This window comes from Cryomorpha ignava (assembly GCF_010686655.1).
GTDB classification, from domain to species: domain Bacteria; phylum Bacteroidota; class Bacteroidia; order Flavobacteriales_D; family Cryomorphaceae; genus Cryomorpha; species Cryomorpha ignava.
On the sequence record NZ_JAAGVY010000014.1, the window covers coordinates 50912 to 63466 of the forward strand.

At 38.5% G+C, this 12555-nt stretch carries 12 protein-coding genes; 6 read left to right on the forward strand and 6 right to left on the reverse strand.

The genetic code is table 11. The features are described 5' to 3' along the window. Positions 1–10: 10 nt before the first annotated feature. The 4 genes from G3O08_RS09410 to G3O08_RS09425 form a co-directional block, all read right to left on the reverse strand. Positions 11–1465 (reverse strand): TolC family protein, encoded by a 1455-nt coding sequence (locus tag G3O08_RS09410; RefSeq protein ID WP_204336831.1) that lies wholly within the window; start codon positions 1463–1465, stop codon positions 11–13. After that, the gene (locus G3O08_RS09415; RefSeq protein ID WP_163285111.1) at positions 1458–2798 is read right to left on the reverse strand and encodes an ABC transporter permease; all 1341 of its coding nucleotides are present in this window, start codon (positions 2796–2798) and stop codon (positions 1458–1460) included. Before G3O08_RS09415 ends, G3O08_RS09410 begins: the two co-directional genes overlap by 8 nt. Positions 2799–2800: 2 nt before the next feature. Beyond that, positions 2801–4162 (reverse strand): efflux RND transporter periplasmic adaptor subunit, encoded by a 1362-nt coding sequence (locus G3O08_RS09420; protein WP_163285112.1) that lies wholly within the window; start codon positions 4160–4162, stop codon positions 2801–2803. 107 nt (positions 4163–4269) lie between these two features. Further along, positions 4270–4479 carry a hypothetical protein gene (locus tag G3O08_RS09425; protein WP_163285113.1) on the reverse strand — a complete coding sequence of 70 codons (210 nt, stop codon included), beginning with the start codon at positions 4477–4479 and terminating at the stop codon, positions 4270–4272. Positions 4480–4645: 166 nt separating this feature from the next. Between G3O08_RS09425 and G3O08_RS09430 the strand changes: the two genes are divergently transcribed. After that, positions 4646–5404, forward strand: coding sequence for a hypothetical protein (locus G3O08_RS09430; protein ID WP_163285114.1), 759 nt, complete (start codon positions 4646–4648; stop codon positions 5402–5404). Between the two features lie 17 nt (positions 5405–5421). Here the strand turns inward: G3O08_RS09430 and G3O08_RS09435 are convergent, their stop codons facing one another. Beyond that, on the reverse strand, positions 5422–5640 hold the full coding sequence (locus G3O08_RS09435) for a hypothetical protein (protein WP_163285115.1): 219 nt from the start codon (positions 5638–5640) through the stop codon (positions 5422–5424). Between the two features lie 607 nt (positions 5641–6247). Here G3O08_RS09435 and G3O08_RS09440 point away from each other — a divergent pair. Both G3O08_RS09440 and G3O08_RS09445 read left to right on the forward strand, forming a co-directional pair. Further along, positions 6248–6475: a toxin-antitoxin system HicB family antitoxin gene (locus G3O08_RS09440; RefSeq protein ID WP_163285116.1), complete on the forward strand. Its 228-nt coding sequence runs from the start codon at positions 6248–6250 to the stop codon at positions 6473–6475. Between the two features lie 9 nt (positions 6476–6484). Beyond that, on the forward strand, positions 6485–6763 hold the full coding sequence (locus tag G3O08_RS09445; protein WP_163285117.1) for a type II toxin-antitoxin system YafQ family toxin: 279 nt from the start codon (positions 6485–6487) through the stop codon (positions 6761–6763). Positions 6764–6962: 199 nt separating this feature from the next. Here G3O08_RS09445 and G3O08_RS09450 read toward each other — a convergent pair whose 3' ends face one another. Then, entirely contained in the window at positions 6963–9230 is a 2268-nt protein-coding gene (locus G3O08_RS09450) for a helix-turn-helix domain-containing protein (RefSeq protein ID WP_163285118.1), read from the reverse strand. A gap of 307 nt (positions 9231–9537) precedes the next feature. On the opposite strand from G3O08_RS09450, the gene G3O08_RS09455 reads away from it, so the two are divergent. The 3 genes from G3O08_RS09455 to G3O08_RS09465 all read left to right on the forward strand — a co-directional run bounded on the left by G3O08_RS09455 (position 9538) and on the right by G3O08_RS09465 (position 12539). Beyond that, positions 9538–10674: a tetratricopeptide repeat protein gene (locus tag G3O08_RS09455; protein WP_163285119.1), complete on the forward strand. Its 1137-nt coding sequence runs from the start codon at positions 9538–9540 to the stop codon at positions 10672–10674. A gap of 165 nt (positions 10675–10839) precedes the next feature. Then, positions 10840–11127: a hypothetical protein gene (locus G3O08_RS09460; RefSeq protein ID WP_163285120.1), complete on the forward strand. Its 288-nt coding sequence runs from the start codon at positions 10840–10842 to the stop codon at positions 11125–11127. Between the two features lie 608 nt (positions 11128–11735). Continuing rightward, positions 11736–12539 carry a carboxypeptidase-like regulatory domain-containing protein gene (locus tag G3O08_RS09465; RefSeq protein WP_163285121.1) on the forward strand — a complete coding sequence of 268 codons (804 nt, stop codon included), beginning with the start codon at positions 11736–11738 and terminating at the stop codon, positions 12537–12539. The last annotated feature ends 16 nt before the right edge of the window (positions 12540–12555 follow it).

A 12555-nucleotide genomic window follows, 5' to 3' on the forward strand; every position in this document is an offset into this window, starting at 1 on the left:
TATTGAATTCTTAGTCGGGAATATAAAGCAATTTTTTATTCGCAAAATCATAAAGCGTAAGTCTGCGCAGATCGAAATAGGCTATCCAAAAATCGCGTAAAGCTTTCGTATATGATCGCTTGGCCGCATCTTTTTCATTTAAGGCAATATTTAAATCAGTAATTCCCACTTTCCCTGTCAAGTATCTGTTTTGAGCTACCTTATAACGTTCATCAGCTACCTCATCCGATTTTTTTGCAATCTGAAGCTGATTACGCAATACCTCAAACCGCCTCACGAGCGTGATAATCTCCTGCTCAAAATTTTGGATATCCTGTTCGAGTACGTATTGATTTAATTGCTGGTTTGCCAAAGCTGTTTGAATGCGCGCTTTGTTTCTTCCCCAATCCAAAATTGGCACTGCAAGACCGATATCTAATCTTTGCTGATCATTTGGATTTGCGTAAGCATCATCAAAATCATCGCTTGCCGTATTTAGTCCGTACGAAGCAACCAAATTGGCTCCGAAACGTTGTTTGCGCGCTTCGGCGACATCTCTTTCAGCTTCTATTCTGCTGCGCTCAAATTCGATGTAGTCAGATCGATTCATTTTGGCATACATCAATGCATCTTGCATTAAAATGTCAAATTTCGGAATACTTTCGGGCAAAATCAGCTGTAGGGTATCGCTTGATTTAATGGCGAGATAGGCGCGAAGTTTCTGACTGGCTGTTTGCAAATCAAGCTGTGCCTGGGTTACATCTTGTTGCGACCTAAGTAGCTGAAGTTCCACTTGAAGTAGTTTATCTTTTGATGTGGTTCCAATATTGTAACGCCCTTCTTCAATCTTGTAAATAGTGTCGTTATTCGTTAGATTAAAATCAGCAATTTGGTAATTTATTTGGGCATCGAGAAAATCAAAAAAATACCGCACAGATTCGCGACTTACAAATTCCATTTGCTCTACGTAATTTCTCTTGCTCTCTTCGTAGCGCAAAGGTTCGGTGCGTCTATCCCATTTTAGCGGGTTGTAACCAAATATTGGTTGATCTAATTTTATGTTTACAAGGGTGGTATTAAAACGATCTAAATCTTGCTGAATATCATTGAAATAATTGAGATTGGTATTTACAGAAAGGTTCCCTCCGGTAAATGCAATGGGCTGATTTAATCCTAAATTCAAAGTTGAATTGATCTGCTCGCGCGATTGAAATACAATGCTTCCATCATCAAGTCTATTACTAAAATAATCACGATTGTACCCCGGCAAATTTCCCCTCAAGACTAGTTGCGGATTGTAGTTAGATTTATATGTTCTGTACTGCCAATAGCTGTTTTTCTTTCGTGTCTCTGCCTGTTTCGATGCGGGCGACTGCTCACGAGAGAGCATAATTGCATCTGTGAGAGAAAGTATGTTTACATTTTGACCATTTGCCGAAAAGGCGAACAAACCTATTATAAAAAGCAGAAAAATTATTTTATTCATAACGCAATGAATTAATGGGGTTTTGCTTCGCAGCGCGTTGAGCAGGGGTAATGCCAAAAATCAATCCTATAGAAGCGGCCACCCCAAACGAAATGAAAATTGAAGACAAGGAAATAACTGTTTTTATATTGGCGAAATGGCTAACGACATAGGCCAAAGTTATTCCCAGAATAATTCCTAAAACACCACCTGTAATGCTAATAAGTACAGACTCAAACATAAATTGATAAACGATATCGCTTTTTTTTGCGCCAAGCGAGAGGCGGAGACCAATTTCCTTAATTCGCTCTAATACAGAGGCAAGCATAATATTCATAATACCAATACCACCTACTAAGAGAGATATACCGGCTATAGCACCAAGCACGTAATTAAACAATTCATTGCTGCGTCGCTGTTGCTTTAAGAGCAATTCTGGTATTTCGATCTGATAATCTACTACACCGTAATGTTTGCGCTCCAGCAAACGCGAAACAACATCAGAAACCGCTCCAAGCAGCTCGGTTTGATCTACCTGAAGTACCATTCTATCAATCTGATGATAATTTGATGGTGCTTTAGCAGTGCTTACTTCCTCTTCGTCATTGCCACTGGAATTGGCAGTTCTAATCATCTGTTCGGTAATTAAATCACGATTTTCGTATCGCACCAAAACGGTTTGAAGAGGAGCGTAAACATCCATATTGTAATCGCGAATGCCAAGGTTGCTCTGGCTTTGATCGCTGATAAGTCGTTGCTCAAGCACACCAATTACTTCAAGCCACTGCACACCAACTTTGAGACGTTTGCCAATAGGGTTCTCGGTAGGGAAGAAGCGATTTTTGATTGATTTTCCGATTATGCATACAGCCGACCCTTGTTCAATCTGTTTCTCATTAAACATTTTTCCATCCGAGAGATTGAAATTGAAAATCTCGAAGTAAACGGGTTCAACACCTACGAGCTTTGCCGACCTGCGTATGCCGTTATTGATAATATAGGTATCAAAAATTATCTCGGGGCTTATTTTTTGAATATTCGGTATGATTTGGCGAATGGCTTCTGCATCCTCAAGGCGCAAGCCAGGCGAAAATTTCTCTTTTTCATTTGCAGCGTTTTCAGTATTTACCGTTTCTTCCTTTTGCTCTATGATTGGAGTTATTACCACATTGTTGACTCCTACAAGCTTCATTTGCTCATTGAGCTCTTGCTGGGTGCCATTTCCAATGGCGAGCATTGCGATAACAGCTGCTACGCCAAAAATAATTCCAAGAGCAGTAAGAAGCGATCGCATTCTATTGCTTATCAAGGCTTCAAGAGCAATAGTAAAATTAGCCATTAAGCGTTCGTTCATATCTACGACGCTTTACGTTTTCTCTTAAACTCGCCACCTGCCGAGTCTTTTCGTATAGTATCCGGCACGTTTGGCTTCGACCCTTCTAATTTCTCTTGTTTTCGCTTCCCATTTAACTCCGGTAAGAGATTAACATCCGATTTTTCCATTCCGCTTACTTTGTTTAGATAAACCTGATCGTCTTCTTCTAATCCCATTTTCACAATTACCTCGTTCCGGTTAGACTCACCAACCTCTATTTCTTGTTTCACGGCATTTAGGCCTGACTTTTTGTAAACATATGTTATTGAATCGGCCAGATTAAAGAGCGCCTCAAGAGGTACAAATAGTTTGTTTTCAGCCTTTTCGGTAATAATTCTATTGCTTGTAGTCATTGATGGGCGTAGCAAATCGTCTTTTTCATTTACTTCAATACTCACTTTAAAAACTTTGGCATCGCTGTTAGGTCTTTGCTCTCCTACATTGGCCACGCGTAGTACCTTACCGGTAAATCTCTTTTCAGGAAAAGCGTCTAATCCAATTTCAACCATCTGGCCAGCCTCAACTCTCCTGATATCTACTTCATTTACATAAGTTGCAGAGATCATTGTTGAGAGGTCGGGTAAAGTAGCCACTACTGGATTCCAAGCATTAATTTGAGAACCAGTTTTGGTTGCACGGCCATTGTAGTCTTTGATGTAAATCAGCATTCCATCTTCAGGAGCTTTAATAGTAAAATCTTGAATAAGATCTTTCATTCCATCAAGGTTGCGCTGCTCTTTTAGCCTGTTAAGCGATACCTCTTGCATTTTGGCAATATTCTGCTGTCGCTTAATTTTGTAATTCTCTTTTGCCTGCTCAAGTGATCGGCCGGCTTTCTCAACATCTATTTCTGCCTGGCGAATGGTGGCGGGTGGCTCGTATTTGCTTTGATCTAATACCAGTTGCCTTTCATCAACAGCATAAGCCAGATTTATAAGTTCGTCACGTGATTTTCGCATGTCGAGAGAAGTATCAAGTTTTGTTTGAATGAATTTAGACTCTATTTTTTCTAATTCCAGCTGCGAATCTTTCAACTTGTTAGTCAATTCAGAAGGATCTATAGTTGCCACATAATCTCCTTTTTTAACGAGTGTTCCCTCATCTATTATATCCTGAATGGTCATATTCCAAATACGGTAGTCGCGCGTACCCTTGGGACCCAGAATTTCTACCGAATTTTTAGCTTCAAGCTCTCCGGTTGTAGTAATGTCAATAACAAACTCACCCTTTTTTACCGACACCAGTATTCCGGCTGACTCTGCAGAACTCGACGATGTAAAATAATATATAAGGATTATCGCAGCAATAGCTCCAATAATTCCAATCCAAATCTTTGATTTCATTAAATTGTATGGAATAAATATATTCGCGCTAAAGCTAAAACCTTCAAGCTGTAGGGCGACTTTAGGTGTCGTTAAGGTATGTTAAGGTTAACCAGCTATAACAGCTCTTACTTATTTTTCTGCTTTCGGAAATAATAATATCCAATAAGCACTACGAAAAGGCCAAGAATGGGAATGATAAATTCGGGTTGCTGATATATACTCACCGGTTTTTCGTTTTGGCCGGGGTCAATATGGGTTGGTATTTGGCCATGAACACTAAGTACACTTAGCAAACAAAACGCAAAAATCGCCGGTTTTTTTTTCAGAAGTTTCATATGTATTAAATCAGGTTGGTGAATATATGACAATAAGCACTGTGTTTTGTTTTGAAATAGAAAATGCCTCAATTAAATTGAAAACCTAGAGTTTTTTCGTTGTCCGACTCTTAATATTTCTGCACGGCTTAATTTTTGGTATTTTTTAAAATACAACACCACCGTTATGAAATATCACTACTTCTCTGCTGCGCTAATAATAAGCCTATCATCTTGTACTTCATATCAGTACGTATCGCTTAAAAGCGAATTAGATCAAACTACAGAATCAAAACACTATTACTATCAAGAAAATGTATATGTCGATTTTGATTTTTCAGGGGCTAATTTTCCGATGAGTATTTTTCTTGAAAATATTGGAAGTGAGCCACTATATCTCGATCTGGAGAAAACTCTATTTTTAGAGAATGATGTGATTTTGCGAAACGGCATTCCCGGTAATACCGGAAATATTTCAACATTTATAAAATACGAAGGGCAGGTGAGTGGCGTCAAGAGCTCCGATGAATATCCTAACATCCTATACATCCCTTCAGGTGAAAAAATTTCCATGTTCTATGATGTATTTGGTTTTCCATACAATGAAGTTGTGAAATTAAACAGTACTCCCAAAAAAGAAAGGGTTGAAGGCTACAATTACAGAGTTAAATCTCTTGAACTTCCTAAAAATCAATCTCCCGATTATGAAATTGATTTCTATTTCTATACGGATTCTACTCATGAAGACGGATATGATGTAATCGCTACGTTTTGGCCGGATAAGATTTATACCAAGAATACTAAGCCTACAGAGTTTCCATTTAGAAACCCCAATACATTTCATACATCCCAAGTAAATGAAGCCGCGCAGACGGCAGGGTATCTCACAATTATCGGTTTGCCCCTCACTGCATTAGTGCTCATACCTGATTTTGAGGAGGAATAAAAAACTTAATACAAATCTTATTTTTTACTTCGCTTTTGCCAGAAATAAAAAGCAATTGCGAGAATGATAAATACCACAATGGGTATAATATATTTTGGCTGCTGATAAATGCTAACCGCTTCGTCGCTCTGGCCTGCATCAACACCATCAGGCAATTGTGCGAAAGCAGTAATTGAAGAAGCGATCAGACAAATTACAGTAAATATTGCTGCTTGAATAGAATTATAGATTTTCATATTTCGTAAGTTTAACTGGTTTTATTATTACAAAATTCATTAGGTTTTTGTTTTGAGATAAGATGAAGTTCTTGTTAGTTTAGGATTTAGGATTTAGGATTTCAGATTGGAGCGCACGATGTAATGGAATGATTCAAAAAATTAAACTATTTAGTGTCTGTCCATAAAGTCCGCTATCTGCGTTGCACTTCATTTGCAAACAGTCTTTTCGACTCATCTCGACTCATCTCGACTCCGCTCTATGACCACCGCTCGATAACCACCGCTCAAGGCATCGCACTGACAAATGTCAACTCCTTGATTTCTAATTCTACGTGCGCCTTTCTATCAAACATTCTGACCGAGACACTAGAGTGTATTGACAGACACTAATTTAGAGATTACGAAGCAATACAATATATATCGTTTGTATATATAAGTACTATTTTATATCTTCGCGAAATAAATAATATAGGGTTACCCCTTTAGATCGCGAAGCGTCTAAACCATTAATTATTAACGGAATACAAACCAAAGCCCTGAAAGGGCGACATAAATCTACGCGAGGTGCGATGAAAACTACATGTTTCGCGATCTAAGTGGGTAACCCTAAAATAATATTTCATTTATGGCATCGAAACAAATGGCATTCCGGTTTGACGAGGAATTAATTAGACAAGTTAAGATCAAGGCGGAAGCAGAGCATAGAAGCTTGAACAATTATATAGAAGTATTGATGCTTAGAGATATTGGTAAGATTCCCAACGCAGAGACCAAAAAAGCAATTGACGAGGTAATGTCCGGAAAAGAACTGGAAGAGATAGATGACATTGACGAATTTATGGATTCTTTGTAATGGTAGCTGATGTACAAACTTGTTATTTCAACAAAATTCAAAAAAGACCTTAAAAAGATTAAGAAAGATCCTCTTAATCACGCTTTAACGAGAGCCATTTTAAAAATCTTAAAAGAAAAAGGTGCTGTTGGCATTCCAGTGAATATGAAGCCACACCGACTGTCAGGAGGATACAAAAACAGCTGGGAATGCCATATCCGGCCAGATTTACTAATTATTTGGTTTCAGATAGAAGACCCGCAAACTATTAAGCTCATTCGTATTGGATCACATTCGGATCTGTTTTAAAACATTGATTTTACTTTTTTCTCTTGGCCTGATCCAAAAAGTTTTGTTGATTTTCTGTACCCTGTATGATCTTCTGCTGAAATCTTCGCCACAATTTATATATGAGCGGTTTCGTAATTAACTTATTCGTAATTACTTGCTTCGCTTCGTGAGCGCTACGCTAAGTTCGTAATTAACTCATTCGTAATTAACCCGCAACCTACTCATTTGCTTGCAAAAGCACCTGCACCATACGCAACTTGCCATAAGAGTATTTACCCTTAAAACTTGCAAAAACATCGCTCATTGACTTTTCTTCAGTTGATTGATAAGCCTTTGTGATTTCGTCGATTTCGTCGGGTTTTAAAAATTTCAGAACGTCAACCTTTCCGGCAGCAATGCCTTTGGCTACATGGCCTTCTATGGTAGATTCGGCCATAGAGCGCTTAGCAGCAATTTGCTCTACAGAAAGTCCGTCTTTTATCAATTGATAAGTCTCTTCATACGTAGCGCCTACCTGCGCTTTTCCCTTGGTTGTGCCGGTTTTTCGCTTTTTACCTGTTTTTGTCGTTCCCTTTCGGGGATTTTGGCGTATGTGGTTTTCTATTTTTGATAAGAATGATTCGCGTTTGGCGTGGCGTGTACGACGCTCTTCATCACCATTTTCAATTTCTTTGCCACTCAATACACTTTTGGTGAGTCGCTGTGCCTTTTGCAAATCTGATATTTTACGCATTATAAGCTGGTCTACTTCGGCAACTGCATTTACGTAAGTCTTTGAACGCGCAAAACTAGCTGCCTCTTCTTTGTGCAGAAGTATTTGATAAAGCATATCATACAGGAAATTCAAATAATAAGCACTCCCTTTTTCCACACGCACTTTCAAATCCTCATACCCTTCGGAGTGAAGCAAGTTTGTAATTTGATTTCTGAATTTTCGGGCATTGTCAAATTCAGAATTAACATTTTGACGCACGTTTGGCAAAGCATTCTGCAAATCTGCGTCTTCAAATTCCATTTTCCCGGCCACTTTACGTTGCACATAGTCAATTTGATCGGCTATTGGCTCAAAATTAAAAGTGCTGTGCAGGGCATCATGCAAATACACAGCCTGACCAGTTCTTAGCAGTTGTTTTAAATCGCCTTGTTCTTGTCGCGATTTTTGAAATTCAATTACCTTTTCGTCGCTCGAAATGGCAGAAGTGTTAATTTTGGTGCGCAAAATCAATCCATCAAGCGAGCGCAATCGCGAAAGCGCAACATATACCTGACCCGGTGCAAATGCCTGACCTACATCTATTACCGCTTTATCGAAAGTAAGCCCCTGACTTTTGTGAACCGTAATTGCCCAGGCGAGTTTAATAGGGTAGTGGCTAAAAGTTCCGGCCACTTCTTCAGTAATTTCCTTGTTGTCATCAACGCCGTATTTTACATTGTCCCATTGCATTTTATCAACCGACAGCTCACGGTCTTCACCTGACATGGCAACCTCTATATGATCGCTACTTATATCAATCACCTTGGCGAGTTTGCCATTAAAAAACCGACCTTCCGGATCATTTTTAATAAACATTATCTGGGCACCTTTTTTCAAAACCAACGTTTCCGGTAGGGGAAATAATTGTTCTGGAAAATCGCTTTTAACTTCGGCTTTAAACTTGAATTCTTTTTCGGGAAGTTCTTCAAGAGCCTTTTGGTTAATGCTGTTTGCCTGATAGTTATGCGTGGTAAGCGTTACTACTCCCTCAAGCTTGTCAATGGTTGGTTTATAATGCGAATTGAGGGTGGCGATATCCTGGGCAGTACATTCATTATTACGCAGATTATTGAGAATATCGATAAAAGAATTATCTGTTTGGCGAAAAACTTTATCGAGCTCCACAAATACGTAGCCCTCTTTACGCAACGCCTGCGATGAGAAGAAATGCGGGGTGGGGTAGTGGTGGCGCAAAACATTCCACTCATGGTCTTTAACTATTGGTGGCAGCTGAAACAAATCGCCAATTAATAGAAGTTGTACACCACCAAAAGCCTGTCTGTGATTTCGCCTGGCTGTGCGCATGCGGTGGTCTATAGCATCGAGCAAATCTGCCCGAAGCATGCTCACTTCATCAATTATCAGCAAGTCGATATCGCGCAGCACCTGCTTGCGAACACTATTGAGTGGATGTCTTCTTACCAGTTCTTTGGCGTTGTAAAACCGCGCATTTGAATTAGGTTCGTAGGGGGCGTGTTCATCGGGATTGAAAGAGCCAAAAGGCAATAAGAACTGCGAATGAATTGTCACACCACCGGCATTCAGCGCTGCAATTCCGGTAGGGGCTACAATTAAATGTTTTTTATGTGTAGCGACTGCCAAGTTGTGCAAAAAGGTGGTTTTTCCGGTGCCTGCTTTTCCCGTAAGGAAGATATGACGCGAAGTGGAGTTAACGAAATTGGCAGCAATTTCGATTAAATCAGTGGATTGAATAGGTGTTTTAGACTCCATAACCGTCCGAAGTTAGTAAATATTGAAAATCTATAAAATGAAATCAGTGAAATTTAAATTCGCCCTTTCAATTTTTAAGACCGAATTCACTTAATTTTTAGGTCGAAAGTTAAGTTACGACTGCCCTAAGTGATTCAAATCAATAACATTTTGTAGGCGTAGTTTTTAAATAAACTGATAAAATTTAGACGCTAATACTGAATCTGCTTGCAAAACAATTGCAAACCCTTATTTTTGCGCTGTACAATTATTTCGGGCTTTGGCATTTTATTTGTACTTAGACATCCGAAATATAAAAACCTACTTAATGAAACGTATCTTATTTTTCTTATTTCTTATTGCCACTACTGGCGTTATGGCTCAAAGTTCAAAAGTCGTATCTGCCTACAATGCCAGAAAAGATGGCGATTACAAAAAGGCTTTAGAATACATTGACGAAGCCGCTAAAAATGAAAAAACGATGGCTGATCCCAAAACATGGGTTTACCGTGGGCAAATTTATCAGCAGATAATATTGAGTGAGGAAGATTTCGGTGTGGATAAAGTAACCGCTATAAAGGAAGGACTTGCCTCATTTAATAAAGCCAAAGAATTTGACAGCAAGGATAAATGGGCAGAGGATATCGATTCAGGAGTTTTGGTAATGAAAACTTTCGCCAGCAATCTCGGGATACAGGCTTACAATGAAAAGCAATTTGAAAGTGCACGCGACTATTTCCTTATCGGAGAGCAAGCTGCTGCTGAAGCTGGAGAATTTGACACACTTGCGGTTTATAATGCTGGTCTTGCAGCAGAGCAGGCCGGCGATATGGAAACTGCCATTGAGCAATATAAGAAGGCTGCCGGTGCTCAATATCTGGGTGCTAATATGTATATCTACATGGCAAATCTTTACGAAAAAGAAAAAATGCCGGAGAAATATCTGGAAATTGTAAAAGAAGGGAGAAAGGCATATCCGGATAATTCAGACTTGATCGTGTACGAGCTTAACTATTACTTGAGGAACAATAAGTACGAAGAAGCTGAAAACAACCTCAAACTAGCGATTGAAAAAGAGCCTGACAATAAGCAATTGCAATTCTCATTGGGTGTTGTTTACGATAACTTAGGCCGTAGAGATGACGCCAAAGTGGCTTACGAAAAAGCGATAGCCATTGACCCTGAATACTTCGACGCTATTTTTAACCTCGGTGCAATGTACTTTAACCAGGGAGTAGAGATGAATAACGGTGCAAATGAGATTACCGACAATAAAAAATACAACGCCGCCAGGGCAGAAGCTAAGAAAGTGTTTGAAAAAGCGAGACCATATCTTGAAAAAGCGCATGCGTTAGAGCCTGGCGATGTAAGCGCTATAGTATCATTATCACAATTGTATGCACTAACCGGCGATAATGAAAAGTACAAAGAAATGAAAGCGAAGGAAGAAGCTTTAAAGGAATAATCATCTTGGGCATCAAAATATTATGTTAATTAAACCCGAAGAAAGCTCTTCGGGTTTATTTTTGGAATAACTCGAGTAAATCATTGAATAATTAAGATCTTGCATAGAATAATTTTAGTCGTTATAGTTTCTGTCTTTTGCTTTGGCTGTAGCCAAAAAAGCGAAGTGGAAAAGAACATAGAAGGTATAGACAAAGTAATAGAAGGCATAGAAGATCGGAGCGCGGTAGAAAATCGCACTATCAGCCAGGAATCAGAGTCTCTAGAAATTCTACGTTCAAATTTCAGAAAAGCAAATTCAGATGGAATGCGCGAAAAAGTTCAGCGCGAGATTCGGCTTAAAGAAGCTGTCATAGAAAAATCGAAAAATAACCGTGAGAATCAGGATAAGATATTGGAAGAGCTACAGGTAAAAAAGGACAGCCTTGTGGAGATTCTGCATAAAGAGCAATAATTTGAGTAAAGTTGTGAATGTATATTTGCTCGATTCAGGTTTCATTAGAATCGCGTGGAAGGGATGATTGTGATTTAAATTTTAAATACGGCAAGGAAATGGAGGTGATGGGTTTGATTTGGATTGTGATAATTCGAATCTGATAGAGATCTAAGAAAGTATTGTTTGAATTGATTAGTGGGGGTTCTTTTATTTTCTGGTTAACATAATGTAAATTATCGGACTTTTAAATTGTACTTGGATTAGAGAGGGTTCATTAGTTCTATAAGCTTTTGTTAAACTCTTCTAATTCATCAACTTTAGAGAAGATTAGTTCCATATCCAAACTATTAAGAAATCCTTCGACTATGAATCGTGAATGTTAAATCTATTTCAATTGTTAATCAATAAATAATCTCAGATACATTATCATGGAAAGATACGCAAGTCTATAAGTCTTTTGAAATTCTTGTAATATTTTTTTAAAGGCTATAATTACGAAACATTACCGATATCGATTACCACTTTTTGTACGCATAAAATTCACCAAAATATAAGGATTAGTTCCTTATCAAAATATCCAAATTTAGCTCCCTTGTGAATGTGAAGGAAGCACAATTTTCGATTGCATGGACTTAAATGCTAATATCGGCGACATTTGTGATGATAATAATGCAGAAACTGAAAACGATGTGATAACAGAAGATTGCCAATGTGTTGGAACACCTGTTCACGACTGCCCTGATTTGGAAGCAAACATTGGTGACCCTTGTGATGATGGAAATGAAAATACTGTTAACGATGTAATTACTGATATTTGTAATTGTGAGGGAACTGCAAACTACGACTGTGAGGGCGTATTGAATGGAGATGCAGTTCCCGGTAGCATTTGCACCGTGGGTGGTGTTAATGGATTCTACAATGAGTCGTGTGAATGTGAGATCATTCCATTTGGAAGTATGACAATTCAGATAGAGTGGAATACGGAATGTGGTAGTAGAATTGTGACAGTGATAATTTCAAATCAGAATATTCCATCGCTAAGTCAGGTTGTTGAGACAACTATTGGTGCTAATGGTAATATTGTATTACCGCAATTACCGACTGGGACATATGATATTAGTATAACTGTAGAAGGATATCTAACAAAATCTGTTCTGAATATGGAAGTTGTTGAGGGAATGAATTATCTCGCCATCGGTGCTCTTGTTTCCGGTGACCAAAATGGAGATAACGTTCTCAATTTGGCTGACATTTCTGCTATGAATTCAACTTTTGGATCAAATTCGAATGGTTCAGCCTATAACTGTCTGGCAGATTTAAATTGCGATGGAAATATCAATATTATAGATATATCAATCATAAATATGAATTTCGGATTGACTGGAGATGGTATAAATGTTCAAGGGTTTTCTATTGGTAATAGGTATTAAAAACTGAAAAATAGCA

Excerpts from the sequence above, each read along its gene's own strand:
- G3O08_RS09410 (WP_204336831.1), bottom strand. The coding sequence starts at position 1,465 with ATGAATAAAATAATTTTTCTGCTTTTTATAATAGGTTTGTTCGCCTTT.
- G3O08_RS09415 (WP_163285111.1), bottom strand. The coding sequence starts at position 2,798 with ATGAACGAACGCTTAATGGCTAATTTTACTATTGCTCTTGAAGCCTTG.
- G3O08_RS09420 (WP_163285112.1), bottom strand. The coding sequence starts at position 4,162 with ATGAAATCAAAGATTTGGATTGGAATTATTGGAGCTATTGCTGCGATA.
- G3O08_RS09425 (WP_163285113.1), bottom strand. The coding sequence starts at position 4,479 with ATGAAACTTCTGAAAAAAAAACCGGCGATTTTTGCGTTTTGTTTGCTA.
- G3O08_RS09430 (WP_163285114.1), top strand. The coding sequence starts at position 4,646 with ATGAAATATCACTACTTCTCTGCTGCGCTAATAATAAGCCTATCATCT.
- G3O08_RS09435 (WP_163285115.1), bottom strand. The coding sequence starts at position 5,640 with ATGAAAATCTATAATTCTATTCAAGCAGCAATATTTACTGTAATTTGT.
- G3O08_RS09440 (WP_163285116.1), top strand. The coding sequence starts at position 6,248 with ATGGCATCGAAACAAATGGCATTCCGGTTTGACGAGGAATTAATTAGA.
- G3O08_RS09445 (WP_163285117.1), top strand. The coding sequence starts at position 6,485 with ATGTACAAACTTGTTATTTCAACAAAATTCAAAAAAGACCTTAAAAAG.
- G3O08_RS09450 (WP_163285118.1), bottom strand. The coding sequence starts at position 9,230 with ATGGAGTCTAAAACACCTATTCAATCCACTGATTTAATCGAAATTGCT.
- G3O08_RS09455 (WP_163285119.1), top strand. The coding sequence starts at position 9,538 with ATGAAACGTATCTTATTTTTCTTATTTCTTATTGCCACTACTGGCGTT.
- G3O08_RS09465 (WP_163285121.1), top strand. The coding sequence starts at position 11,736 with ATGGACTTAAATGCTAATATCGGCGACATTTGTGATGATAATAATGCA.